Source organism: Anaeromyxobacter sp. K (assembly GCF_000020805.1).
In the GTDB taxonomy this organism is placed as follows: Bacteria; Myxococcota; Myxococcia; order Myxococcales; family Anaeromyxobacteraceae; genus Anaeromyxobacter; species Anaeromyxobacter dehalogenans.
On sequence record NC_011145.1, the window covers coordinates 4,726,677 to 4,749,532 of the forward strand.

The following is a 22,856-nucleotide window of genomic DNA, read 5'->3' on the forward strand; positions in this document are numbered from 1 at the left end:
GAGGACGCTATCACACCCGGGCGCCACCCAGGAACCTCCGCGCGCCGCGCCGGCTCTCACCTCGCGAGCGCCGGGATCCGGGCGCGAACCTTCCAGGAGAGAGGCGTCAGATGGCCAGCGAGACGTTCGTCACGTTCCCCGGCGGCAAGCGGGTGGACACCACCATCGGCAACCACGTCATCCGCACCGACCAGCCGGTCGCGAGCGGCGGCGAGGACTCCGCCCCCTCGCCCTTCAACCTGTTCATGGCCGCGATCGGCACCTGCGCCGGCATCTACGTGCTCGGCTTCTGCCAGAAGCGGGAGCTGCCCACCGACGGCATCCGCCTCCGCCAGCGCGCGCACTTCGACCCGGAGACCGGCGTGCTCGCGCGCGTCGAGCTCGACATCGAGGTCCCGCCGACGTTCCCGGAGAAGTACCGCGAGGCGCTGGTCCGCGTGGCGGACCAGTGCGCGGTGAAGAAGGCGATCCAGGCGCAGCCGGTGTTCGAGGTTAGGACGGTGGTGGCGGGGGGCTGAGGCCCGTCCGCCGCTCACGCGGTTCCGCTCGCCCCTCGACCGGCTCGGGGCGAGCGACCCGTGGCACAGCCGGCAACGTCCAGCAGGGAGGGGCCCCAGCCGCCGGCTGGGGAGGGGTGCAACCCCTCCCCGCGGGGACCGCTCGCGCGCCCGCGAATGCGGGCGCGAGCGGTCACGGGCCCCGCGGAGCAGGAGTGGGGCCCCGACGGCTCCGCCGGCGGGGCGAGGGCGCAGCCCTCGTTAGAATTTGGCAGCCATCCCGAAGCTCAGCACCCAGCCGCGGGAGAGCGAGTTGCCGAGGCCGCCGAACGGCTGGAGCACGCCGCCCTCGACCCAGGTCATGAAGCCGTTGCCGGAGTCGAGCGAGAGGCGCCCGTCGGCCTCGACGGCGAGCGGCTTCTTGCCCTGCTTCTGCAGCACGTAGGCGCCGGTGGTGCTGGTGGCGTCCTCCGCCACCGCGCTCGGGACCGAGCCGCCGGACAGCGCCTGCGAGTAGACGAGCGCGCCGTCGAGCGCGAGGCCCGGCAGGATGTCCCAGCGGATCGACGGCTTCAGGTACCAGGCGTCGGTCACCTGGCCGATGATGTGCCGCCACAGGATCAGGTCCACGCGGTAGGCGGGGTTGAAGCGGAAGTTGCGGATGGCGCCGTCGCCGGGCTGGCCGAACTGCGGACCGTCGATGGAGCCGTACGGCGGGAGCATGGTGTTGCCGCTCGCGTCGGTCGCCTTGCGCTCGGTGTCCACGCCGAAGCCGGGGGCCGAGTCGCCGCTCGCGACGCCCAGCTCGGCGCCGAGCGTCACCTTGTTCGGGATGGCCTTGTAGCGCGTGGTCAGCGTGGCCGCCCACTGGCGCAGCAGGACGCGGCCGAGCGACGAGATCACCTGGCGCGTCGGGTCGGTCGCGTCCGGCACGTACTCGAACGCCTCGCCGATGTGCCCGTACACTCCGACCGTCTCCAGCTCGAGGTGCCAGCGCTGGGTGACGAGGCGGGCCCAGAAGTCCGCCACGTGCGTGTACGCGTTCCGCTTCACCTTGTCCGGCTCGGTGGCGGAGTCCCCGGTGTCGCCGTAGGAGCCGTCGTAGCCCTGCGTGCGCCACGTCGGGTAGGTCCAGCGCTGCGTCCGGTACAGGTAGTAGACGCCGTAGTTGAAGGAGCTGGCGCCGCGCTCGACCTTCCGGCGGATCTCGTCCTCGGTGTCGAGGCGCGCGATCTTGAGCGCGAACGTGCGGGCGTCGTCGCCGGACTCGGCGTCGAACGGCTGGCCCAGCCCGGGGCCGAAGTGCGGATCGGGGTGGAGCACGCCCTCGGAGTCGAAGTCCAGCATCGGCACGAAGCTGAGCTTGCCGATGGGCGTCGCGACCGGCGGGAGCGCGAACTGGATGCGATCCACCGTGTCGCCGTAATCGTCGTCGATCTTGCTGCCGGCGCTGGTCAGGATGCCGAGGCCCCACTCCGAGGGCATGCGGCCGAAGCTGAGCAGGCCGACCGGCGTCTGCACCTCGGCCCAGGCGCGCTTCGGCTGGATCGCGTCGCGGTCGGCGCTGGCGTCGCGCTTCGAGAGCGCGCGCGACGAGCCGTAGAACGAGGCGGTGTAGGGGGAGTGGTACGAGTCGAACAGGTCGCTGTTCGAGGAGCCGAGCACGTAGTTGTCGAGGACGTCGATCTGGGCCTTCACCCGGACGCGCTCGGAGATGTTCAGCGTGGGCTCGGCGCGCAGGCGCATGTTGGTCGAGGCGAGCGAGCCGCGGTTCGTGCCCTGCAGCGGCCGCGGGAAGTAGCTGTGGCCGGCGGCGTCGGTGCCGCCCAGGTCGAGGTTGTCGTAGAGGTCGCCGCGGAGCCGGAGGTAGCCGTCCAGCTGCAGGAACTCGAGCTTGGGCCCCTCGGCGACGGCGCCCATGAACTCGGCGGCCGACTGCGCGCCCTGGATCTCGGCGCGGACCTCGTCGCGCAGCTCCTCCTTCGCCTTCTCGACCGCGCGCTGGATGGCGGCACGCGTCTTCGCGTCCAGCTCGGCGTCCTTGGGCGCCTCCGCGGCGGGCTTGGCCGCGTCCGGGGCCGGGGCCGGGGCCGGCGCGCCGGATTCGGCCGCCTGCGCGCGCGCCGCGCCGGGGAGCAGGAGGAGCGCCGCGATCGCGGCCGCGAGGAGGCGGGACATGTGTGCGACCCCTTCCGAAGAGGAACGGCTGGATAAAACACGCGCTTCGGGAGCGGTCAACTGTTGGAACGAGGGCTGGGGGGTCAGTGCCCGCCGCCCTCCTTCAGCTCCACCAGCACGCCCCGGCTGCCCTTGGGGTGCACGAAGGCCACCCTGGATCCTCCCGCGCCCGGGCGCGGCACCTCGTCGAGCAGCGGCGCGCCCTGCGCCTTCAGCGCGGCCATCGCCCTGGCGATGTCCGGCACCTCCAGGCAGACGTGGTGCAGGCCCTCGCCGCGCTTCTCGATGGTCCTCGCCATCGGGCTGTCGGGCCCGGCCGGCGAGACGAGCTCGATGCGCCCGGCGCCGTGCCCGAAGATGGCGACCCGGACCTTCTCGGTCGGGACCTCCTCGATCTCGGGCTCGGGCAGCCCGTAGACGTCGCGGTAGAGCTTCACCGCCGCGTCGAGGTCGGACACCAGGATGGCGACGTGATCGAGACCGGTCATGCGCGCTCCCTCGGGAAGGTGGGAGCGCGAGTAAACCGCAGCCGGCGGCCCGCCGCAACGCGGGGGGGCGCTACTTCGCGCCCTTCACGTCCACCTTCTCCACCTTGAGCGCGCCGAGCAGGCCCACCGCGTCCTCCTGCTTGTCGGTGCCGAGCGCCACGTGGGTCGCGTCCGCCACCGGCTGCCCGAAGATCGGGTCGATGGCGATCCACTCGCCGGCGCTCCGCACCTCCGCCCAGGCGTGCCAGTAGAGCGCGTCCTTGCCGTCGGCGTAGCGCGCGTAGACGAGGCCGTAGACCTGCCGCGAGGGGATCCCCAGCGCGCGCGCCAGCGCCACCGTCAGCACCGCGTGCTCGGTGCAGTCGCCCTTCCGCGCCGCGAGCACGTCGCTCGCCCGGTCGTTGCTCGCCCCGTACGCCTTCTCGAGGTGCTCGTTCACCCAGCGCGCCAGCGCGAGCGCGGCCTGGTACGTGCCGCGCGCGTCGCCCGCCACCTGCTTCGCCAGCGCCGCGATGGCGGGCGCGTCGGAGTCCACCTGCGGCGTGGCGGCGAGGTCGTCGCGGCCCGCCCCCTCCCCCGCCCGCGCGAGCGGCGTGTCCCGGGCCGGCTCCGCCGCGGCGGGCGGCTTCGCGGTGATGGTGAGGAGCGTGGTGCCCTCCGGGCCGCGCTCGTACCGCTGGCGCTGGTCCGCCTTCTGGAACGCGGCCGGGAGCCCCCGCAGGCGGTAGGTGATGGTGGCGGGCACGGTGCGCGGCAGCGGCTTCGGCAGCGGCACGCGGCCGAGCGCGAACAGGTCCACCTCGTCGAGCCGCTGCGCGCGATCCGACGGCTCGGGACGGCCCACGATCGCGTCGCCGAGGTGCCACTCCACGATCCGTCCGTCGTCCGCCACCTTGTACTGGATGGCCACGCGGTCGCCGATCTCCGACTCCTCGACGACCGAGACCTCCTCCTGCACGCCCGCGCCGGCCACCGGCTCCCGGCGGACGAACACGTGCTGCACCTCGCGGACCCGCAGCTTGAGCAGGTCGAGCTGCTTGCCGCGGACGGTGCTGCGCCGCGCGGCCGCGAGCCGGACGCCGTCCGCCATCTCGGCGGTCTCGGCCACGCCCTCCAGCTCCTGCTCGCGCGTGCCGTCGGCGGCGGTGACGGTGAGCTTGCAGCGGTCCTTCGCGCAGGTGCCGGTGAGCGTCCGCTCGCCGCCGTCGCCGGAGAACGCCGCCTTGAACCCCACCAGCCGGCCGGCCGCGCGCGCCTCCCAGACGCGCTCCTCGCTCTGGCGCCGCTCCACGGTGTTGCCGCCCACGTTCACGCGCAGCAGCATCTCGCTCCGCCCGACCAGCACGTCGCGCCCGTCGCGCAGCTCGCGGCTCAGCTCGACCTTGCTCCAGCCCGCCTTCTGGCCGACCAGGTACAGGCCGAACCACTCCGGCCCCACCGGCCGCGGCACCGTGAGCACGTCGGCGAGGTCGCCGGACCCGGCGGCCAGCGCCGCCTGCGGCGGGCGCGGCGGCGCCTTCACCGGCTGCGGCCGCTGCTCGGGGCAGGCGGCGAGCGCGAGGGAGGTCGAGCAGCAGAGGGCGACGAGGGCGAGGCGCGCGGAGGTCGGGGTCGTCATGAGGGCGTTCCGAGGAACGCCGCTGTTCTACCAAAAACTCGCCTTCGGGATCGGCCCGGCCAGAATCGCGGCGATGGGCGCGATCTGGACGGTGCTCCTGGGGGCCTCCCTCGTCGTCGCGGCGGTGAACGGGCGGATGGGCGCGCTCACCGCGGCGGCGCTGGACTCGGCCGCGAAGGCGGTGACGCTCTCGCTCGGGCTGGCCGGCGCCATGGCGCTGTGGCTGGGCCTCATGAAGGTGGCCGAGGAGGCCGGCCTGGTGCGGGCGCTCGCCCGGGCGGCGCGGCCGGTGCTCGTCCGGCTGTTCCCGGAGGTGCCGGCGGACCACCCGGCGATGGGCGCGATGCTCATGAACCTCTCCGCGAACGCGCTCGGCCTGGGCAACGCCGCCACCCCGTTCGGCGTGAAGGCCATGCAGGCGCTCGAGGAGCTCAACCCGCGCAAGGGCACCGCCTCCGACGCCCAGGCCCTGCTGTGCGCGCTCAACACCGCCTCGGTGCAGCTCGTCCCGGCGAGCGTCATCGCGCTCCGCGCCGCGGCGGGCTCGCGCGCGCCGGCCGAGATCCTGGGCGCCACCCTCTGCGCCTCGGCCTGCGGGGTGGTGGTGGCGGTCCTCGCCGCGAAGGCGCTCCGCCGGCTCTACCCGGCGGCGGCGCCGGCGCGCCCCGAGGCGGCGCCGTGATCCGCGGCGCGCTCGACGTCCTCTCGACCTGGGCGATCCCCGTGCTGCTGGCGGGCATCCCGGCGGTGGCGCTCGCCCGCGGCGTGAAGGTCTATCCCGTGTTCGTCGAGGGCGCGAAGGAGGGCTTCGCGACCGCGGTGCGGATCATCCCGGCGCTGGTGGCCATCTTCGTGGCGCTGGGGATGCTGCGCGCCTCGGGCGCGATGGAGGCCGCGGCGGCCGCGCTCGCGCCGGTCACCTCCGCGCTCGGGCTGCCCGCGAGCGTCCTGCCGCTCGTCCTCGTCCGGCCGCTCTCCGGCGGGGCGGCGCTCGGCGTGGTCGGGGACGTGCTCCGGAGCGAGGGGCCGGACGGCTACGCCGGGCGGCTCGCCTCGGTGATGGCCGGCTCGACCGAGACGACCTTCTACGTGCTCGCGGTCTACATGGGCGCGGCGGGGATCACGCGCTACCGCCAGGCGCTCCCGGCCGCGCTGCTCGCCGACCTGGCCGGCTTCGCCGCCGCCATCGTGACGGTGCGGCTGCTGCTCGGCGGGCCCTGATCCCTACCGCGGCGCCCAGGTCGTCGTGATCCGCGCGAGCTCCTTCTCGTCCTCCTCGCGCACGATGGCGTGCGCGAACGCGCCCGGCCCGGTGCGCGCCAGGCGCGAGAGGACCGCGCTGCCGTAGTGGCACTCGGCGAGGTACTGGACCTCGAGCGCCGCCACCCGCGAGCCCGTGTACACGTCCTTCGGGATCGCCTCGAGCGCCCAGGCGACGTAGCTGCCGTTGTTGACGTGCAGGTTCAGGTCGATGTCCTGGTAGCGGACGTGGAAGCGCTTCTGGAACTCCCAGGTGCGCAGCTCCGGGAGCTTGCCCGGCGCGACCTCGACGATGGGCTTGCCGAGCTCGCGCGGGAAGCGCGCGTCGAGCACCGCCTCCGGGCGCACCGGCTTGCGCGTCTTCACGTCGAGCACGAACCACTGCGTCGTGCCGCGCGCCACCTCGGCGCCGTCGCGGCGGCGCACCACGAAGTCGCGGAGCGCGGCGAGCCGGTCCAGGCCCACCGGCCAGGTCTCCACCTCGAGCACGTCGCCGAGCCGGATGGGCACCGGCGTCTCGGTCCGCTGCCGGACCAGCACCCAGGTCAGCCCCTTCTCCATGAGCGCGTCGATGCCGACGCCCAGCCGGCCGGCGTGCAGCCCGGCGGCCTCCATCAGGAAGCCGGTGAGCGCGGGCGGCGCCAGCGTCCCGAACGCGTCCACCTCGTAGCTGTGGACCGCGAACGACTCCTTGAAGGTCTCCATGCCGCGGCTCTCTACCCGATGTCCGGGCGGAAGTGAACGGCGCCCGCCGGCACGATCCACCGGGGCCGCTGCGCCGGTGCGCGGCTTGACGCGACCGGCCACGTGGGCTGAACTCCGGCGCGATGTCGGACGGGCGGCAGGCCGGCGGGGTGGGCGCGCGCGCGCCGCGGCGCGAGGTCCGCTGCGGCGACGGGGTGGCGTTCCTGCGCGAGGCGGCGCCGCTCCCCCCGGACCACGCCCTGGTCACCTCGCTGCCGGACGCCTCCGAGCTGCCCGCCCTCGGCGCGGAGGGCTGGGAGGCCTGGTTCGTGGACGTCGCGGCGCTCGCCTGCGCCGCGGTGGCGCCGGGCGCGCCGGCGATCTTCTACCAGACCGACGTGAAGCGGGACGGCGCCTGGGTGGACAAGGCGCACCTCGTGGCGCTCGGCGCGGCGCGGGCCGGCGCGCGGCTGCTGTTCCACAAGATCGTGTGCCGCGTGCCCGCCGGCACCGCCACCTTCGGCCGGCCGGCGTACGCGCACCTCCTCTGCTGCTCGCGCGCGCTCCGCCTCGACCCCGCCCGCGCCACCCCCGACGTGCTCCCCGCGCTCGGGCAGATGCCGTGGCCGCGCGCCATGGGCGCCGCCGCGTGCCAGGCGGTGGCGCGGTTCCTCCTCGCCGAGACCGGCTGCCGGACGGTGGTGGATCCGTTCTGCGGGCTCGGCACCATGCTGGCGGTCGCGAACGCGCACGGCCTGGACGGCGTCGGCGTCGAGCTGTCGCGCCGGCGCGCCGACCGGGCGCGGCGCCTCCAGGCGGATCCGGCCGGCCGGCTGCGGCTGCTCCCGCAGGCGCCGGGCGACGCCGCCGGGGAGGGCCCGCCGTGAAGCGGACCGCGAAGCTGGCGCTGCGGAACCGCGAGGCGCTCGCCGCCGCGCTGGACGAGTTCCTGCCCGAGACCGGCACGGTGCTCGAGCTGGGGAGCGGCACCGGCGAGCACGCGGTGTTCCTCGCGGCGCGCTTCCCCGGGCTCACCTGGCAGCCCTCCGATCCGGATGCCGAGGCCCGCGCCAGCATCCGCGCCTGGGCGGCCGAGGCCGGGCTCGCGAACCTGCGCCCGCCGCTCGACCTCGACCTCGTCGCGCCGGCCTGGCGGCGCCGGCGCGCCGACGCGCTGCTCTGCGTGAACGTGCTGCACGTGACGCCCCCGGCCTGCGCCGCGGCGCTGTGCCAGGGCGCGGCCGAGGTGCTGCCCGCCGGCGGCGCGCTGTGCGTGTACGGACCGTTCTTCCATCGCGGCGCGGCGCTCGCCGGGCGGCTGGCGCGCTTCGACGCGGAGCTGCGCGCGCACGATCCGGCGCTCGGCGTGCGCGAGGTGGAGGCGCTCGCCGGGGAGGCGGCGCACGCCGGGCTCCGGCTCGAGGCCGAGCTGGAGCTGCCCTCGGTCGAGGGCGACCGGCTGCTCGTGTTCCGGCGCGCCGTTTAGCCCGAGAACCGGGCGTTGTGCAGCGCCATCCGGCGGCGCAGCTCGTCGAGCGCGGCGGGGGTGACGAGGCCGCGCTCCACGAAGTACTCGCCGATGCGGCGCTGCTGGCGGAGCTGGCGCCCGAGCAGCGCGAGGAGCTGGAACGAGGTGAGGTAGCCGTGGCGCACCGCCACCTCGCCGAACGGGATGGCGCGCCCCTCCGCGCGGCGCAGCTCGAGGATCCGCGCCACGTCCTCGCGGCGCAGGAAGCCCCAGTCCACCGCGAGGCGTCCCAGCGGCGGCCGCTGCGCGCGCTGCCACGCGACCGCCTCCACGAACGCGGTCCAGGGGATGGCGCCGGCGTGGAAGAGGAACTCGGCGAGGCGGAGCCGGCGCTGCGGCATCGCGGTCGCGCCCGCGGTCGGCCCGGCGCGGCGCGCCTCGGTGGACGGCGCCGGGCGCGGCCGGGGCGTCGGGGGCGCCTCGCTTCGTGCGCCCGTGCCCGCGGCGCCCGCGGCGCGGCGCGGCGGGCGCGCGGGGCCGGGGGCGGGGGCGGGGCGCGGTCGGCGGGCGCGCCCGGGGTCGGCGGGGCCGCGCAGCGCCGAGAGCACGCGGTAGGCCTCGGCCACCGCCCGGAACTCGCGCGCCAGCTCGTGCTCGGGACGGCCGGTGGCGCGGGCGCGATCGGGGTGGGTCTCGAGGGCGCGCCGACGGTAGGCGGCCTTCAGCGCGTCTCGCCACCCGGCCTGGTCGGCGGCGAAGCCGGGGCCGAACAGCACCCGGCCGGCCGCGACCACCTCCTCCAGGCTGAGCTCGACCGTCCTCGCCATCCCGCTCCAGGGGCCCGATCCGGCCCGCCAACCCCGCGATATCGGGCGATGTCCCGACTTACCCCGCACCCGCCGTCCCGGCCAGTTTTCGCCCCCGCGCCGTAAGCGCGCGCTGACTACCGTCCGGGACGGATCCCGTGCGATAAGGGCGCAAAATGATCCGGAAGATCGTCCACATCGACGAGTCGAAGTGCGATGGCTGCGGCCAGTGCATCCCCTCCTGCGCCGAGGGCGCCATCGCGCTCGTGAACGGCAAGGCGCGGCTCTCGGGTGACGCGCTCTGCGACGGGCTGGGCGCCTGCCTCGGCGAGTGCCCGCAGGGCGCCATCACCGTGGTCGAGCGCGACGCCGACGCGTTCGACGAGGCCGTGGTCGCCGCGCACCTCGCGCGCCAGGGCCGCGCGCCCGCGGCGGACCACGCCGCGAAGGCGCCGGCGCCGCCCGCCGCTGCGCCGGCGCGCCCCCGCCCGCTGCTCTCGGTGGTGCCGTCCGGCGACCCCGCGCCCCAGGGCGGCGGCTGCCCCGGCTCGCGGGCCCGCACCTTGCCGCCCCGCGGCCGCCCCCTCGCGGCCGCCGCGTCCGGCGACGCGGCCACCCCGGCCAGCGGCGAGAGCCGGCTGACGCACTGGCCGGTGCAGCTCCACCTCGTGCCCGTCGGCGCGCCCTGGCTCGACGGCGCCGACCTGCTCGTCGCGGCGGACTGCGTGCCGTTCGCCTGCGCGCGCTTCCACGACGACCTGCTCGCCGGCCACGCGCTGGTGGTCGGGTGCCCGAAGCTCGACGACAACCGCTTCTACGCCGAGAAGCTCGGGCAGATGCTCGCCCGCTCCGACGTCCGCAGCGTGACCGTGGCGCGCATGGAGGTCCCCTGCTGCGGCGGCATCTCCATGGCGGCCCGCCAGGCCATCGCCGCCTCCGGCAAGGCCATCCCGCTCCGCGACGTGGTGGTGGGCGTGGACGGCGCGCTGCACGGCTGAGAGCACGTGAACCAATCCCCTCCCGTCGCCGCGGCGGCCGATCCGCGTCGCATCGCGTCGTTGCTCCTCCCTCACATGCCGACGGGCATGCTCGGTCGTCGCGCCTCGCGCTGCTCGCGTCTCGACCGCCTGGCTCGGTCCGGAGATTGATACACGCGCTCTGAACGCTACGATCCGGGCGTGACCGCCCGGATCGTCCTGTTCGCGCTCGAGGACCTGCGCGCCCGCCACGCGAGCGCGCTCCCGCCCGGCGCCGACCCGCGCCACGACACCGCGCCGTTCCGGCGCTTCCGCGCCGCGCTGCTCGACCTCGCGGCCGCCGCGGCCACCGGGCCGGCCGAGCTCTCCATGTGGTGGGAGGGCACGTACAACGGCTACGCGCTGGCGGTGGCCGCCGAGCCGGCCGAGGCGCTCGCCGCCCTGGATCCGTCGCCGGCGTGCCCGCCCGACGGCGAGAGGGTCGCGCCCCCGCGCGCGGATCGGTATCCTCTCGCCCGCGTCGAGCCCGGGCGCGCCGCGGTGGCGCGCGATCCGGACGGCGCGACCTACGAGGCGCCGTTCGGATCGGCCTCCGGCCACTTCGGCGCGCCGGGCATGCGGAGGATCCCATGAAGGCGGTCGTGTTCGGCGGCAAGGGCGGTCCCGAGGTCATCGCGCTGCGCGAGCTGCCGGACCCGGCGCCGGCGCGGGGCGAGGTGCTGGTGCGCGTGCGCGCCGCGGCGCTGAACCGCGCCGACCTGCTGCAGCGGCGCGGGCTCTACCCGCCGCCCCCGGGCTACCGCGAGGACGTGCCGGGCCTGGAGCTCGCCGGCGAGGTGGCCGCGGTCGGCGCGGGCGTCACCGCGTGGAAGCAGGGCGACCGGGTCATGGCCATCGCCGCCGGCGAGGCGCAGGCCGAGCTGTGCCTGGTGCACGAGCGGATGCTCGTGCGGATCCCGGACCGGCTCTCGTTCGAGGAGGCCGGCGCCATCCCGGAGGCCGGGATGACCTCGCACGACGCGCTGTTCACCCTGGGTGGCCTGCGGCCCGGCTGGCCGGTGCTGATCCACGCGGTCGGCTCGGGCGTGTCGACCGCGGCGGTGCAGATCGCGAAGGCGGCGGGGGCGACCGTGATCGGCACCTCGCGCACCGCCGAGAAGCTGGAGCGGGCGAGGGCGCTCGGCCTCGACCACGGGATCCTGGTGGGCAAGGACGAGCCGCGCTTCGCCGACGAGGTGAAGAAGGTCGCCGGCCGCTGCCCGCTGGTGCTCGACTTCGTGGGCGGGCCGTACACCGCCGAGAACCTGGCCGCGCTCGCCACCGGGGGGCGCATCGTGGTGATCGGCACGATGGGCGGCGGGAAGCCGACCGTGGACCTCGGCGCGCTCATGCGCGCGCGGGGCAGCATCGTCGGCACCGTGCTCCGGCCGCGGCCGCTCGAGGAGAAGATCGCGGCCACGCAGGCGTTCGCGAAGGACGTCCTGCCGCTCGTCGCCGCGGGCAAGGTGAAGCCGGTGGTGGACGCGGTGATCCCGGCCGCCCAGGTGCGCGAGGCGCACGAGCGGATGGAGCGGAATGAGAGCTTCGGCAAGCTCGTGCTGGCGTTCTGACGATCGGGGCCGGACCACGGCCGGCCGCGAGGCCGGGCCGTGGTCCGCGTCCCCGCGCTACCGCCGGCGGCGGCGCACCGCGCCGGCCAGGCCGAGCAGCGCCAGCAGCCCGCCCGCGCCGCTGCGGCAGCCGCTCGGCGCGATGACGCCCGCCTGCAGCCCGCCGCCGGCATCGCCGCCGCCCGGGCCGCTCCCCGTGCCGCTGCCCGGGGCCCCCGGCGTGCCGCCCCCCAGCTCCACGATGCGCCGGGCGATCCGCTCGCGCGCGGCGAGCAGGTCGGCCGGGCTCACCTCGGCGTCGTAGGGGTGCGGGAACAGCGCGCCGGAGATCTCCCGCGCCAGCGCGCCGTCGCCGAGGTCGGTGAGCAGCTTCAGGTACTCGTAGTCCTCCATGCCCTCGCGGATCATCTTGAGGCGGATGGAGGCGACCGGGATCTGCGTGGTGCCGCCCACCTTCGCCGGCGTGCCCGGGTAGAACAGCGTCCCGTCCCCGTTCCCGGAGAAGTCCCACTGGTTGTTCCAGGGGTCGTGCGAGTACGCCATGGTGGTCTCGTAGTAGAGCTCGCCCGTCACCCGGTGGTTGAACGAGATCCACTCCATGGCGCGGTTCCGCACCGCGGACGCGTCGATCATGTAGCTCGGCCAGCCGGTGAAGTAGCGATCCGAGTCGCTCGGGGAGCCCATGTCCACGGTCCCGCCGCAGCCGTGGCTCATGCAGCTCTGGTAGGTCCACACCTCGCGGCGCGGCGACCCGGCCAGGAAGGCGTCGTAGGCGGCGCGCTGCGGCCCGGCGAACCGCTCGCCGGCGCGGTCATCGAGGAAGTTCACCACCGGCACGAGCACGTCGATGGACGAGGTGACGCCGGCCGCGTCGGCCTGCTGGACGGTGGTGGTGACGAGGGTGCGCAGGGCCGGGGAGACCGCGCGCGCCGAGGCGGCGCGCGCCGGGATGTCGCTCCAGGCGCACTGCAGCGGGGGCTCGTCGCAGGTGTACTGGAACAGCCGGTCGTCCCAGCCGCGCGACTGGAAGAAGCTCGCCCAGGAGGCGTAGCCGGAGCTTCCGCCCAGGTACTCGACCGAGGTGGCCTGCGCGCCGGGCAGCGCCGTCGCGGCGCCGCCGTCGAACAGCGGGCCGAAGAAGCTCGCGAAGTGGGCGAGGTCGCGGTTGCCGTCGTCGATGCGCGAGAGCGTGACGCGGTGATCGAGCGCGAGCTGGCCGTAGCGCCCGCGGAGCGTCGAGAGCGCGTCGCCGGAGACGCCGTGCGCGGTGTTGAGCGTGCCCCAGGACAGCCCGAACGCGCTCTTCAGCGACGCGGTGGAGGGCAGCGTGAACGGCCAGACGGTGAGCGTCACCGGGACGGTCGCCTCGCCCCCGTCCCAGGTCACCTGCACCGAGCCGGCGTACTCGCCCGCGGGCGCGTCCGGGGGCACGTGGACCTCCACCCAGACGGCCCGGCTCTCGCCCGCCGGCACGGTGAACGGGAAGGCGTTCCGCCGCTCGCCCGCGAGCTCGTCCACGTCGGGCACCAGGGCGTCGGGCCACGGCCCCGTCCCCCCGTCGAGCGCGGAGGGGTTCGAGAGGTTGATGATCGCCTCGCGGTACAGCCGGACCGGGAGCGAGGCCGGGCCGGTCAGCCCGGCGGTGGTGGCGCGGACGCCGGTGGCGGCGCCGGTGATCACCACCTGGAACGCCTCGAACTCGTTGCGCGCGGCGGTGAGCGCGGCACCGCCGGGCGCGCGCGCGGTGGCGGCGGGGCGGATCTTCTCGGTGGAGGTGGCGGTCCAGACCGAGGCGGCCTGGGCGGGGAGCGCTGCGAGCAGCAGGGCGAGGACGGCGGCGAACGCGGTGGGGGCCGCGAGCGGTCGGAGCGTCAAAGGAGGCTCTCCATGTAGGGACGCCGCCCCGATCAGCATACAGCCTGCCCTCCGGCGTCTCGTTCAGGTGCTGATCTGCCATGAGGGTCGGGGCCGACACCACAGACGGGCAAGCAGGCGCCCGCCAGCGGCCGTGCCGGCGCGCGCCCGCCCGGCCGGGCGCCACTCGTCACTATTCGTGAATTGCCCGTCGGTGAACACGCCCCGCGGCGGCAAGCGCCGCCGCCGGGCGGAGGACCTAGCTTGCGCCCCGATGCGCGTTCTCTACCTGCACTACGGCCCCCAGTCCGGCGTCACCGCCGCCGTCACCCGCAGCCTGGCGGAGGCCGGCGCGGAGGTGGTCGACGCGAACCCGGCCGAGGGCTTCCTCTACCAGCTCCGCCCCGGCTGCCGGATCCCGAACGTCCGGCCCGCGGTGGTGCGCGCCGTCGCCGAGGCGCTGCGCACGCACGGCCGGAGCTGGAAGCCGTACTACCTGCACACCACGTTCGCGTTCGATCACCTCTCGGCCCGGGCCGGCGAGGCCATCCGGCGCGCCGGGGCCGACGCGGTGATCCAGGCCGGCGTGCTGTTCTCGCCCGGCCTCGCCCCCGAGGTCCCGTACCACCTGTACCTCGACCACACCCGCGCCATCGCCGAGCGCTACCCGCCGCTCGAGGGCCTCCCGCCGCCGGTGCCCTACGCGCCGGAGTGGCGCGCCCGCGAGGAGGCGGTGTACCGCGGCGCGGCGGGCATCTTCACCATGAGCGAGGCGGTGCGCACCTCCCTCCTCTCCGACTACGGCGTGAGCCCGGCCCGCGTCCACGTGGTGGGCGCCGGCCCGAACGTCGAGCCCGGGCCGCGCGACCTGGGGCTGGCCCGCGAGCCGCTGGTGCTGTTCGTGGGCCGGAACTTCGTGCCGAAGGGCGGGCCGGAGCTGCTCGAGGCGTTCCGCGAGGTGCGCCGCGCCCATCCGCGCGCCCGGCTCGCGCTGGTCACCTCGCGCGCGCCGGCCGTGCTCCCGGAGGGCGTCACCGATCACGGCCTGCTCGGCAAGGAGGCGCTCGCCCGCCTCTACGCCACCGCGGCGGTGTTCGCGCTCCCCACGCTGCGCGAGGCGTTCGGGCTGTCCTTCCTCGAGGCCATGGCGTTCGAGCTGCCGGTGGTGGCGAGCCGGATCGAGGCCATCCCGGAGATCGTGGCCGACGGCGACACCGGGCTGCTCGTCCCGCCGCGCGATCCCGCCGCCCTCGCCGCCGCGCTGACGGCGCTGCTCGCCGACCCGGCCCGCGCCCGTGCCATGGGCGTCGCCGGCCGCGCGCGCGCCGCCGCCCGCTTCGGCTGGACGCGCGCCGCCGCGCGCATGCTGGAGGTGCTCCGGCCCGCGCCCGCCCTGGCCACCGGACGCGGGGCGTGAGCGTCACGGCGGCTGAAGCGTGCGGACCTTCGCGACGAGGTCGTTGAACCAGTCCTGGACCGTGCCGCGCACGTCGTCGTGGTCCTGGTGGTAGGCGTTCAGGTGGCAGACGAACTGGAGCGCGGTGACGCCGTCGCCGGCGTCGGTCGCGACGAGCGAGCCGTCCTGCACCTCGACGTTCACCGTGCCGTGGATGCGCTGGTAGCGGAAGCCGATCACCTCCGGCGCCTCGACCGTGCCCACCAGCGGCCCGCCGCGGTAGGCGATCACCCAGTGCACCCGGAGGCCGGACGGGCCGGCCTCGTAGCGGATCTCGAACGAGAGCGGGAAGTCCGGCTCGACCGTGCCGGTCACGCGCCAGTCCGCGCCGTGGATGTGGCTGGTGGCCGGGTCCTGCAGCGCCTCCCAGACCACGGGGAGCGGCGCGTGCACGTAGGCCGCGCCGTGCGCCCACGACCACTCGGGCCCGTCGCCGTCCACGGTGACCAGCGTCTCGGGGTGGGGATCGCCGTCGACCGGCGCGGGGAAGCTCGCCTTGCAGTCCTCCAGCGGCTCGTAGCCGGCGGCCGGATCGAAGGGGCTGTCGGTGTTCCCGCAGCCGCGGCCGCACCCGGCGAGCGCGACGATGGCGGCGAGCGCGAGCCGGCGGACGGTGCGCATCGCGACCTCCACCGGCAGCGTAGCGCCGGCGGCCCGCAGCGATCCGGCCCTGCTGCGCTCCGTCCTACGGGGCGCGCCGGACGGACGCGGCCGGAGGGGCGAACCCGGGACGGCGGGCCACGCCCGGTGCGTTGACGCGTCCGCTCCCGGGTGGTGCGCTGCGTCCGTCCACTTCACAGGGGGAACCACCGTGCGCACCACGCGAATCGCCCTCGCCCTCGCGGCGCTCGCCGCGGCCGGCTGCGGCTCCAGCAGCAACGACGGCGGCGGTCCCACCGAGCTCACCGGCACGATCCGCGGGCAGCCCTTCACCGTGGTGGAGGCGGCGTTCGCCGGGCCGGAGGCCTCGAACGACTGCAGCATCGAGGTCGGCCTGCCGGCGCCGCTCCCGTACGCGCCCTCGTCGGTGCTGATCGGCTTCTCGAAGAGCCCCGGCCTGTGCCAGACGCTCACCACGCCCTGCGCCATGAAGAAGAGCTTCGGCCTGGTGGGCGGGCTGCTGGTCCACGCGCGCATCGGCCAGCCGGGCACCCCCGTGACCGCCCCGCCGCTCGACGCCGCCGGCTACACCGTCGTGACCGATCCGAGCAGCCTCACCCCGGACGCCACCGGCGCGGTGCGGGTGGGCATCTTCTCGGCCAACGAGACCGACGACGCCTGCGTGGACAAGGCGTCCATCGACGCGACCGGCACCGCCACCCTGACCGCGATCTCGGCGAACGAGATCCGCGGGTCGCTCGATCTCACCTTCACCGACGGCGGCACGCTGAAGGGGCCGTTCGTCGCGCAGAAGTGCGCCGTCACCTACGACGCGTGCGACCCGGCGCCGCCCGTCTGCAACGGCACGCCGACCTGCAACTGAGGCCGCTTGGTCGCGCTCGCCGCCGCGCTCGCCCTCGCGCTCGCGCCGGGCGCCGCGGCCGCGGAGGAGCCCGGGCCGTTCCTGGGCGAGGGGACCCGCTGGGCGGACCTCCCCGTGGTCCGGCGCGTCCTGCTCGACGTGGTGGCGATCCCCGCCGACGCGCCGCGCTGGAGCGCGCCGGACGCGGGCGGGCTCGCGCTCGCGCTCGGCGCGGGGCTGGCGCTCATGTGGCCCGCCCACCCGTCGGCCGACGTCCGGCTCGACCGCTGGATCACCCGCGAGCTGAACCCGCACCTGCCGCTGGTCTGGAACGACGTGGTGCAGCCCGCGCTGTGGGGAGGGATCGCGGTGGGCGGGCTCGGGACGTGGTGGCTCGCGACCGCCCGCGGCGACGCCCACCTCGCGCAGGGGTGCTCGCTCATGGCGGAGGCGCTCACGGTGGCGCAGGCGTATCACGTGTCGGTGAAGCTGCTCGTCGGGCGCGAGGGACCGCACGACGGCGCGGGCGAGGGCCGCGTGCTCGGCCCGCGCGCCTCGCTCCGGCTCTACCCCTCCGGCACCCCCTCCGGCCACGCCGCCACGCTGTACTCGCTGCTCTCCGCCGGCACCGCGTACTTCGAGCCCCCGCTCGCGGCGCAGCTCGGGCTGCACGCGCTGGTGGGCGGGCTGGTGGCGTTCCACGTCATCGACCACCGCCACTTCCTCTCCGACTCGCTGCTCGGCTCGGTGCTGGGCTGGTCGGTGGGGCGATGGGTGGTGCTGCACCGGCGCTCCGACCCGGACGCGCCCCCCTCGCGCGGCGGGTCGTCCCTCGCCCTCGTGCCGCTGCCGCTGCCGTCCGGCGCGGGGCTGGCGCTCGCCGGCACGCTCTAGTCCCCCCGGACCGGGACCCCTCCGTCGGCGCCGCTCGGCCCGGCCCGCGCCCAGGCGCGGCGCCACTGCCCGCGCGGGCGGTGCCGCCCGGGCCGCCCACGCGCCGCGCCGTGGCGCGAGGCGCATCGTTCGGTGCGGAGGGAACGTTTGCCCGACTCGATCCTCGCCCGAGCGCGCCCGCTCATGGCCGCGCGCCTCGCCGGCGCCGCGCTCACCTTCGCGGTCCCGCTGGTGCTGGCGCGCGTGCTGGTGCCCGCCTCCTACGGGACGTTCAAGCAGGCCTGGCTGCTCTCCCAGACGCTCGCGCTGGTGCTGCCGCTCGGGCTCACCCAGAGCCTCTACTACTTCGTCCCGCGCGACCCCGCCCGGCGCGACCGCTACGTGGCGCAGACCGCCTGGGCGCTCCTCGCGGTGGGGGCCGCGTCGGCGCTGCTGCTGATCCTCGCGCGCCCCTGGGTGGCGGCGCACTTCGAGAACCCCGAGCTCACCCGCAACCTGCCCTGGGTGGCCGCGTTCACCGCGTTCACGGTGGCGGGCGCGCCGCTCGACGTCGCCTGGAACGCCACCGGGCGCATCGGCGCGGCGGCGCTGGCGCGCGTCGCCACCGAGGGCGGCCGCGGCGCCGCCATGGTGGCGGGCGCGCTCCTGTGGCGCTCGGTGGAGGGCGTGTTCGCCGGGATCGCGCTCGCCACCGCCGCGCGCGCCGCGCTCTCGCTGTGGCTCCTGGCGCGGCGCCACGGGCTGCGCGGCGACCTCGCGCTGCTCCGGCGCCAGGTGGCGTACGCGCTGCCGTTCGGGCTCGCGTTCGTGCTCATCGTGCCGCAGCAGCAGTGGCACCAGTACGCCGTCGCCGCCGCGGTGAGCGCGGCCGCGTTCGCGGTGTACAGCGTGGGGACGTTCCAGCTCCCGGTGGTGGACGTGCTGTACACGCCGGTGTCGGAGCTGCTGCAGATCGGGCTCGCCGAGCACGAGGGCGCGGGCCGGCCGCCGCGGGCGGGGCTGGCGCTGTTCCACGAGGCGGTGCTGCAGCTCTCCTTCGCGTTCGTGCCGCTGGCCGGCCTGCTGGCGGTGGCGGCGCCGGTGCTGGTGCCGTTCCTGTTCTCGCCGCGGTACGCCGCGGCGGTGCCCATCTTCCGGCTGGCCACCGGCACCGTGCTGCTCGCGGCGCTGCCGCTCGACGGCGTGATGCGGGCCCGGGCGCAGAACCGGTTCATGCTCGCGCTCTCCGCCGGGAAGCTCGGCGCCACCGCCGCGCTGGTCTCGGCCGGCCTCGCGCTCCTCGGCCCCATCGGCGCGCTCGCCGGCTGGACCGCGGCCGAGGCGGCCGCGCGCGCCGCCATGCTCGTGCGCACCGCCCGGCTGTTCGAGGCGCCGCTCCGCCAGGCGCTGCCGGTCCGGGCGCTGGCCCGCCAGGCGGTCGCGACCGCCGTGGCCGCGCCCGCAGCCTGGGTGGCGCTGAACGCGCTCGCCGCGCCGCCGTTCTTCCGGCTGGCCGCGTGCGGCCTGGCCTTCGCCGCCGCCTACCTGGGCGTCTCGTGGGCGTTCGGCTGGCTGCCTGCCGGCTGGGTGGGCCTGTTCCGCGCGCGGCGGGCCGGACGCACGCCCGCGGCGCCCCCGGAGAGCGCGTGACGGCCGGCCGGCCGGGTCCCGACCCGCGCCCGGGGTCGCCGCGCCGCCCGGCGCTGCCCACGTCCCCTCGCATGCGGCCTCGCGCCCTCGCCCTCGTCCTCCCCGCCGCGGTGCTCGCCGCGCTGACGCTCGCCCGCCTGCCCGCCGCCTGGGAGAGCGGGAACGCGCTCAACCACGTCTCCGGCGCGTGGATGGCGCTCGCCGACGACCTCGCGCACGGCACGTTCTACCGCCCGCTCGCCTCGGCGGAGCTGGGCTACGGCGGCACCCGCTTCTTCCCGCTCGCGTTCGCGCTGCACGCCGGGCTCCTGCGCCTGGGCGCGCCGCTGCTCCCCGCCGGCTACGCGCTCTCCCTCGCCGCGGGCGCGCTGCTGGGGGTGGGCGGCTTCCTCCTGGCGCGGCGCATGGGGCTGGCCCGCGCGCCCGCGGCGGCGTTCGCCGCGCTCGCGCTGGCGGGCTTCGCCGGGCAGCACGCGCTCTCCGCGGTGCGCGGCGACCTCCTCGCGGTGGCGCTCCAGGCGCTCGGGCTCGCGGCCACGCTCGGCTCGGATCCCGACGCGGACGCGCCGCCGCGCCCGCGCTGCGGCCGGCTGGCGCTCGCGGCGCTCTGCTTCGTGCTCGCGTTCGCGGCGAAGCCCACCGCGCTCACCGCCCCTGCGGCCGCGATCGCGTGGCTGGCGCTGCGGCGCGCGCCGCGGGCCGCGCTCACCCTCGCAGCGGCCACCGCCGCCGGCGCGGCCGCGGTGACGCTCGCCACCGACCTGCTCTCCGGGGGCCGGTTCCTGTCGGTCCTCGCCGCCTGCGCCGCCGGGGGCGCAGGGCCCGGCGACCTGGTGCGGGCGCCGTTCCGGCTGGCGCGGCTGTTCCTGGTGGAGGACCGCGCCGGGCTGGTGCTGGTCGTCGCGGCCGCCGTCGCGCTCCGCGCCGCCGCGCCGCGCACCCTGGGCGGCTGGCGCGCGCCCGCCGCGGGCGGGCTCCTGCTGGCCGCGCTCTGGGTGGCGTTCGCGGGGCTGGGCGTGCTCGCGGTGCTCGCCTCGCCCGGCACCGGCGTGAACCACCTGCTCGAGCTGGAGGCGGCGGGCGCGTCGGCGCTCGCGGCCGCCGCGGCGACGCGCGCCCGGGCCCGGCCCTCGCCCTGGCCCGGGCTCGCCGCCCCGGCGGCGGCGGTGGCCGGGGCGCTCCTCGCGGGCGTCACCTGGCGCGCCGACACCGCGAGCTCGCGCCTGGCCGAGCTGCGCGCGGTCGTCTCCGCCCTGCCGCCGGGCCCCGTCCTCTCCGAGGACCCGCTCGTCCCCCTGCTCGCGGGCGAGCGCCCGCTGCTGCTCGACGCCTGGATGCTGCGGCTGGCCGGCGCTCACGACCCCGGGCTGGCGCGCCCGCTGCTCGAGGCGCTCCGCGCCGGCGCCGTCCCGGCGGTGGTCCTGCTGCAGGATCTCGCGGGCCCGGAGGCGGACGGCTGGTACACCGCCGGCAACCTCGGCGCCGCCCCGATCGCGGAGATCCGCGGTGCGTACCGGCGCGCGCTCTGGATCGGCCGGTACCACGTGTACCAGCCGCTCGCGCCCGCCCCGCGCGCCCCCGGCGAAGGCGACCGCGTGGTGCTGGCCGGGCCGGTGGCGGCGCCGCTGCCGCCCGCCGCGCTGCCGGCCGTGCCCGCCGACGTCCGCGCACCGGCGGTGCCGCCGCCCGCCGGGAGCCCCGCACGCCGTGCCGCGCGCCGCCCGGCGACGTCCCAGGCGCCATCGCGGGGCGGCGAGGCGCGCGGGCCGGCGATGTGACGTGAGGACGGCGTCCCGTCCGCGCGGGACCCGTCGCCTCCGGGTCGATTGGCCGGTCGGCGCCCTCGCGCTAGAGTCTCCGGCCCATGCGCAAGATCGCTCAGGAATCCTCCACCCCGGCGCCCGGCGCGGCGGGCGCGCCGCACCGCGAGCTGACCGTCCGCGCCGTGGGAGTCGCCATCGTGGTGGCCGCCATCATGGGCGCGGCCGAGCCGACGGTGGTGCTCCGCATCGGCTACGGCCCGAACATCTCGGTGGTGAGCGCGTTCCTCGGCTTCATCGTGCTCTCCTTGCTCGGCGTCTTCACCCGCGTGCGCGCCACGCGCTGGGAGACGAACCTGGTGCAGACCGCCGGCACCGCCGCCGGCTCGGGCGTGGGCTTCATGTCGGTGGTGCTCGCGGCCATCGACATGCTGAACCAGCGCGGCCTGCTCGACCTGCACCTCAGCCCGCTGCAGATCTTCGCGTGGCTCGCGCCGTCCGGCCTCCTCGGCGTGCTGCTCGCGGTGCCGCTGCGCAAGCACTACATCGACCAGGAGAACCTCACCTTCGCCGACGGCACCGCCGCCGGCGAGACGCTGCTCGTGCTCGACCAGGGGCGGAAGCAGGCGGGGCCGCGCGTGGCGGCGCTCGGGATCGGCGGCGCCATCTCGGCCGGCTTCGTGGCGCTGCGCCAGGGCCTGGGCTGGATCCCGGAGACGATCGCGTTCCGCTTCCTCACCCCGCACGCCGAGGCGCTCCGCGTCGGCTCGGAGATGGGCGTGCTCTCGCTCGGCGCCGGCCTCCTCATCGGCCTGCGGGTCACGCTCTCGATGGGCCTCGGCCTCGTCCTCGCCTGGCTGGTGGCGCCCGAGCCGCTGTTCCGGGCCGGGCTGGTGCCGGAGCTCACCTTCAACGCGGTGCTGCAGCGCTGGATCATGTGGCCCGCCACCGGGCTGATGGTGGCGGGCGGCCTCGCCGCGCTGGTGCTGAAGTGGAAGGTGATCGCGAAGACGTTCCGCGGGATGTCGGCCAAGGGCGCCGGCGACGGCGGCGACTTCCCCATGCGCTGGGTGGTGTGGGGCGCGATCGCCTGCACGGTGGCGCTGGTGGCGGTGCAGAAGATCTCGCTCGGCTTCCCCATCTGGCTGTCGCTCGTGTCGGTGGGGCTCTCGCTCATCCTGATGCTGGTCGGCATCCGCGTGCTGGGCGAGACGAACTGGGCGCCCATCAGCGCCATGGCGAACGTGATGCAGGCGGTGTTCGCGGTGCTCGCGCCGGGCCACGTGCCCATCAACATGGTGGGCTCCGGGATGAGCGGCTCGGTGGCCGCGAACGGCGAGCACCTGATGCAGGACTATCGGGCCGGCAAGATCGTCGGCTCCACCAACCGGAACCTCACCATCCTGCAGCTGGTCGGCGTGCCGGTGGGCGCGCTGGCGGTGGCGGTCGCCTACCCGGCGGTGCGGGCCAAGTACGGCGTGGGCGGCGAGGGCGGCCTCACCTCGCCGATCAGCGTGAAGTGGGCCGGGTTCGCCGAGCTCCTCTCGCAGGGCTTCGGCGCGCTCGCGCCGAGCGCCGTCGCCGCGCTCGGCATCGCGCTGGTGGTCGGCGTGGTGCTCACCCTGCTCGAGTCGCACCCGCGCCTCGGGCGCTTCGTGCCCTCCCCCACCGCCGTCGGCCTCGGGATGCTCATCCCCGGGTTCGCGATCTTCCCCATGGTGGTGGGCGGCCTCATCCAGGATCTCTGGAAGCGGCTCTCGCCGCGGACCGAGGGGATCTACAACACCCCGCTCGCCTCCGGCTTCATCACCGGGGAGGCGCTGGTGCTGCTGGTGCTGGCGCTCCTGGCGCTGTGATGGCGGGCCCTGCGAAGCGGATGCGGCGCGCCGACCTCGAGCGCGAGCGCTCCCGGGCCCGGGGCGCGCGGCGGCTCCTCCCGTGGGCGGTCGCCAGCGCGATCGCGGCCGGCCTGCTGGTGGGCACGGCCGGCGCGGGCTGGCGCGGCGGCCTGGCGATCGCGGGGGTGGGGCTGCTGTTCGCCGCGTTCGCGGCGGCGGCCTCCGTCGCGCGCTGCCCCGCCTGCGGGGCGCCGCTCGGGAAGGCGCTCGGGAAGGAAGACGATCGGCCGGCCCCGGGGGGACGTCCGGGACCGGCCGATCCGTTGCGGGAGCAGCACTGCGCGCGCTGCGGGGCCCGGTTCGACTGAGCCCCGCGA

At 76.3% G+C, this 22,856-nt stretch carries 22 protein-coding genes; 15 read left to right on the forward strand and 7 right to left on the reverse strand.

The genetic code is table 11. From position 1 onward, the window contains the following. Positions 1-110: 110 nt before the first annotated feature. The gene (locus ANAEK_RS21065; protein ID WP_012528152.1) at positions 111-518 is read left to right on the forward strand and encodes an OsmC family protein; all 408 of its coding nucleotides are present in this window, start codon (positions 111-113) and stop codon (positions 516-518) included. A gap of 240 nt (positions 519-758) precedes the next feature. Here ANAEK_RS21065 and ANAEK_RS21070 read toward each other — a convergent pair whose 3' ends face one another. The 3 genes from ANAEK_RS21070 to ANAEK_RS21080 all read right to left on the reverse strand — a co-directional run bounded on the left by ANAEK_RS21070 (position 759) and on the right by ANAEK_RS21080 (position 4,781). Beyond that, a complete protein-coding gene (locus ANAEK_RS21070; RefSeq protein ID WP_012528153.1) occupies positions 759-2,675 on the reverse strand; it encodes a TIGR04551 family protein in 1,917 nt (638 codons plus the stop codon). Positions 2,676-2,758: 83 nt separating this feature from the next. Next, on the reverse strand, positions 2,759-3,163 hold the full coding sequence (gene mce, locus ANAEK_RS21075) for a methylmalonyl-CoA epimerase (protein WP_012528154.1): 405 nt from the start codon (positions 3,161-3,163) through the stop codon (positions 2,759-2,761). Between the two features lie 70 nt (positions 3,164-3,233). Next, positions 3,234-4,781 carry a transglutaminase family protein gene (locus ANAEK_RS21080; RefSeq protein ID WP_012528155.1) on the reverse strand — a complete coding sequence of 516 codons (1,548 nt, stop codon included), beginning with the start codon at positions 4,779-4,781 and terminating at the stop codon, positions 3,234-3,236. Between the two features lie 73 nt (positions 4,782-4,854). On the opposite strand from ANAEK_RS21080, the gene ANAEK_RS23210 reads away from it, so the two are divergent. Both ANAEK_RS23210 and ANAEK_RS23215 read left to right on the forward strand, forming a co-directional pair. After that, the gene (locus ANAEK_RS23210; protein ID WP_012528156.1) at positions 4,855-5,463 is read left to right on the forward strand and encodes a nucleoside recognition domain-containing protein; all 609 of its coding nucleotides are present in this window, start codon (positions 4,855-4,857) and stop codon (positions 5,461-5,463) included. Then, entirely contained in the window at positions 5,460-6,002 is a 543-nt protein-coding gene (locus tag ANAEK_RS23215; RefSeq protein WP_012528157.1) for a spore maturation protein, read from the forward strand. Before ANAEK_RS23210 ends, ANAEK_RS23215 begins: the two co-directional genes overlap by 4 nt. Positions 6,003-6,005: 3 nt before the next feature. On the opposite strand, the gene ANAEK_RS21095 is transcribed toward ANAEK_RS23215, so the two are convergent. Next, entirely contained in the window at positions 6,006-6,746 is a 741-nt protein-coding gene (locus tag ANAEK_RS21095; protein ID WP_012528158.1) for an acyl-[acyl-carrier-protein] thioesterase, read from the reverse strand. A 122-nt stretch (positions 6,747-6,868) separates the two neighbouring features. On the opposite strand from ANAEK_RS21095, the gene ANAEK_RS21100 reads away from it, so the two are divergent. After that, entirely contained in the window at positions 6,869-7,612 is a 744-nt protein-coding gene (locus ANAEK_RS21100; protein ID WP_012528159.1) for a hypothetical protein, read from the forward strand. Next, positions 7,609-8,211, forward strand: a complete 603-nt coding sequence (locus ANAEK_RS21105; RefSeq protein ID WP_012528160.1) for a DUF938 domain-containing protein — start codon at positions 7,609-7,611, stop codon at positions 8,209-8,211. The genes ANAEK_RS21100 and ANAEK_RS21105 overlap by 4 nt, the downstream gene beginning before the upstream one ends. Here the strand turns inward: ANAEK_RS21105 and ANAEK_RS21110 are convergent. Next, on the reverse strand, positions 8,208-9,020 hold the full coding sequence (locus ANAEK_RS21110; RefSeq protein ID WP_012528161.1) for a DnaJ domain-containing protein: 813 nt from the start codon (positions 9,018-9,020) through the stop codon (positions 8,208-8,210). The genes ANAEK_RS21105 and ANAEK_RS21110 overlap by 4 nt on opposite strands. 155 nt (positions 9,021-9,175) lie before the next feature. On the opposite strand from ANAEK_RS21110, the gene ANAEK_RS21115 reads away from it, so the two are divergent. From ANAEK_RS21115 to ANAEK_RS21125, 3 genes are all read left to right on the forward strand, one after another. Further along, complete coding sequence (locus tag ANAEK_RS21115; protein ID WP_012528162.1) at positions 9,176-9,997, forward strand: ATP-binding protein; 822 nt, start codon at positions 9,176-9,178, stop codon at positions 9,995-9,997. 180 nt (positions 9,998-10,177) lie between these two features. Beyond that, positions 10,178-10,609, forward strand: coding sequence for a hypothetical protein (locus ANAEK_RS21120; RefSeq protein WP_012528163.1), 432 nt, complete (start codon positions 10,178-10,180; stop codon positions 10,607-10,609). Beyond that, the gene (locus tag ANAEK_RS21125) at positions 10,606-11,586 is read left to right on the forward strand and encodes an NAD(P)H-quinone oxidoreductase (protein ID WP_012528164.1); all 981 of its coding nucleotides are present in this window, start codon (positions 10,606-10,608) and stop codon (positions 11,584-11,586) included. Before ANAEK_RS21120 ends, ANAEK_RS21125 begins: the two co-directional genes overlap by 4 nt. Before the next feature lie 57 nt (positions 11,587-11,643). On the opposite strand, the gene ANAEK_RS21130 is transcribed toward ANAEK_RS21125, so the two are convergent. Then, positions 11,644-13,500, reverse strand: a complete 1,857-nt coding sequence (locus ANAEK_RS21130) for a DUF4091 domain-containing protein (protein ID WP_012528165.1) — start codon at positions 13,498-13,500, stop codon at positions 11,644-11,646. Between the two features lie 214 nt (positions 13,501-13,714). Here ANAEK_RS21130 and ANAEK_RS21135 point away from each other — a divergent pair, with 214 nt between their 5' ends. Continuing rightward, positions 13,715-14,857, forward strand: a complete 1,143-nt coding sequence (locus ANAEK_RS21135) for a glycosyltransferase family 4 protein (protein WP_012528166.1) — start codon at positions 13,715-13,717, stop codon at positions 14,855-14,857. A 3-nt stretch (positions 14,858-14,860) separates the two neighbouring features. Here the strand turns inward: ANAEK_RS21135 and ANAEK_RS21140 are convergent, their stop codons facing one another. Next, complete coding sequence (locus ANAEK_RS21140; protein ID WP_012528167.1) at positions 14,861-15,517, reverse strand: hypothetical protein; 657 nt, start codon at positions 15,515-15,517, stop codon at positions 14,861-14,863. A gap of 190 nt (positions 15,518-15,707) precedes the next feature. Here ANAEK_RS21140 and ANAEK_RS21145 point away from each other — a divergent pair, with 190 nt between their 5' ends. From ANAEK_RS21145 to ANAEK_RS21170, 6 genes are all read left to right on the forward strand, one after another. Beyond that, positions 15,708-16,379 carry a hypothetical protein gene (locus ANAEK_RS21145; RefSeq protein WP_012528168.1) on the forward strand — a complete coding sequence of 224 codons (672 nt, stop codon included), beginning with the start codon at positions 15,708-15,710 and terminating at the stop codon, positions 16,377-16,379. Positions 16,380-16,385: 6 nt separating this feature from the next. Then, positions 16,386-17,252 (forward strand): phosphatase PAP2 family protein, encoded by an 867-nt coding sequence (locus ANAEK_RS21150; protein ID WP_012528169.1) that lies wholly within the window; start codon positions 16,386-16,388, stop codon positions 17,250-17,252. 147 nt (positions 17,253-17,399) lie between these two features. Further along, positions 17,400-18,881, forward strand: a complete 1,482-nt coding sequence (locus tag ANAEK_RS21155) for a lipopolysaccharide biosynthesis protein (RefSeq protein ID WP_012528170.1) — start codon at positions 17,400-17,402, stop codon at positions 18,879-18,881. A gap of 71 nt (positions 18,882-18,952) precedes the next feature. Next, positions 18,953-20,659 (forward strand): hypothetical protein, encoded by a 1,707-nt coding sequence (locus tag ANAEK_RS21160; protein ID WP_012528171.1) that lies wholly within the window; start codon positions 18,953-18,955, stop codon positions 20,657-20,659. Positions 20,660-20,745: 86 nt separating this feature from the next. Continuing rightward, entirely contained in the window at positions 20,746-22,497 is a 1,752-nt protein-coding gene (locus ANAEK_RS21165; RefSeq protein WP_012528172.1) for an OPT/YSL family transporter, read from the forward strand. Next, complete coding sequence (locus ANAEK_RS21170; RefSeq protein WP_012528173.1) at positions 22,497-22,847, forward strand: hypothetical protein; 351 nt, start codon at positions 22,497-22,499, stop codon at positions 22,845-22,847. Before ANAEK_RS21165 ends, ANAEK_RS21170 begins: the two co-directional genes overlap by 1 nt. Positions 22,848-22,856 lie beyond the last annotated feature (9 nt).

Coding starts and splice junctions, on each gene's coding strand:
- ANAEK_RS21065 (WP_012528152.1), top strand. CDS start 111: ATGGCCAGCGAGACGTTCGTCACGTTCCCCGGCGGCAAGCGGGTGGAC.
- ANAEK_RS21070 (WP_012528153.1), bottom strand. CDS start 2,675: ATGTCCCGCCTCCTCGCGGCCGCGATCGCGGCGCTCCTCCTGCTCCCC.
- mce (WP_012528154.1), bottom strand. CDS start 3,163: ATGACCGGTCTCGATCACGTCGCCATCCTGGTGTCCGACCTCGACGCG.
- ANAEK_RS21080 (WP_012528155.1), bottom strand. CDS start 4,781: ATGACGACCCCGACCTCCGCGCGCCTCGCCCTCGTCGCCCTCTGCTGC.
- ANAEK_RS23210 (WP_012528156.1), top strand. CDS start 4,855: ATGGGCGCGATCTGGACGGTGCTCCTGGGGGCCTCCCTCGTCGTCGCG.
- ANAEK_RS21095 (WP_012528158.1), bottom strand. CDS start 6,746: ATGGAGACCTTCAAGGAGTCGTTCGCGGTCCACAGCTACGAGGTGGAC.
- ANAEK_RS21100 (WP_012528159.1), top strand. CDS start 6,869: ATGTCGGACGGGCGGCAGGCCGGCGGGGTGGGCGCGCGCGCGCCGCGG.
- ANAEK_RS21110 (WP_012528161.1), bottom strand. CDS start 9,020: ATGGCGAGGACGGTCGAGCTCAGCCTGGAGGAGGTGGTCGCGGCCGGC.
- ANAEK_RS21115 (WP_012528162.1), top strand. CDS start 9,176: ATGATCCGGAAGATCGTCCACATCGACGAGTCGAAGTGCGATGGCTGC.
- ANAEK_RS21125 (WP_012528164.1), top strand. CDS start 10,606: ATGAAGGCGGTCGTGTTCGGCGGCAAGGGCGGTCCCGAGGTCATCGCG.
- ANAEK_RS21130 (WP_012528165.1), bottom strand. CDS start 13,500: ATGCTGATCGGGGCGGCGTCCCTACATGGAGAGCCTCCTTTGACGCTC.
- ANAEK_RS21135 (WP_012528166.1), top strand. CDS start 13,715: ATGCGCGTTCTCTACCTGCACTACGGCCCCCAGTCCGGCGTCACCGCC.
- ANAEK_RS21140 (WP_012528167.1), bottom strand. CDS start 15,517: ATGCGCACCGTCCGCCGGCTCGCGCTCGCCGCCATCGTCGCGCTCGCC.
- ANAEK_RS21160 (WP_012528171.1), top strand. CDS start 18,953: ATGCGGCCTCGCGCCCTCGCCCTCGTCCTCCCCGCCGCGGTGCTCGCC.
- ANAEK_RS21165 (WP_012528172.1), top strand. CDS start 20,746: ATGCGCAAGATCGCTCAGGAATCCTCCACCCCGGCGCCCGGCGCGGCG.
- ANAEK_RS21170 (WP_012528173.1), top strand. CDS start 22,497: ATGGCGGGCCCTGCGAAGCGGATGCGGCGCGCCGACCTCGAGCGCGAG.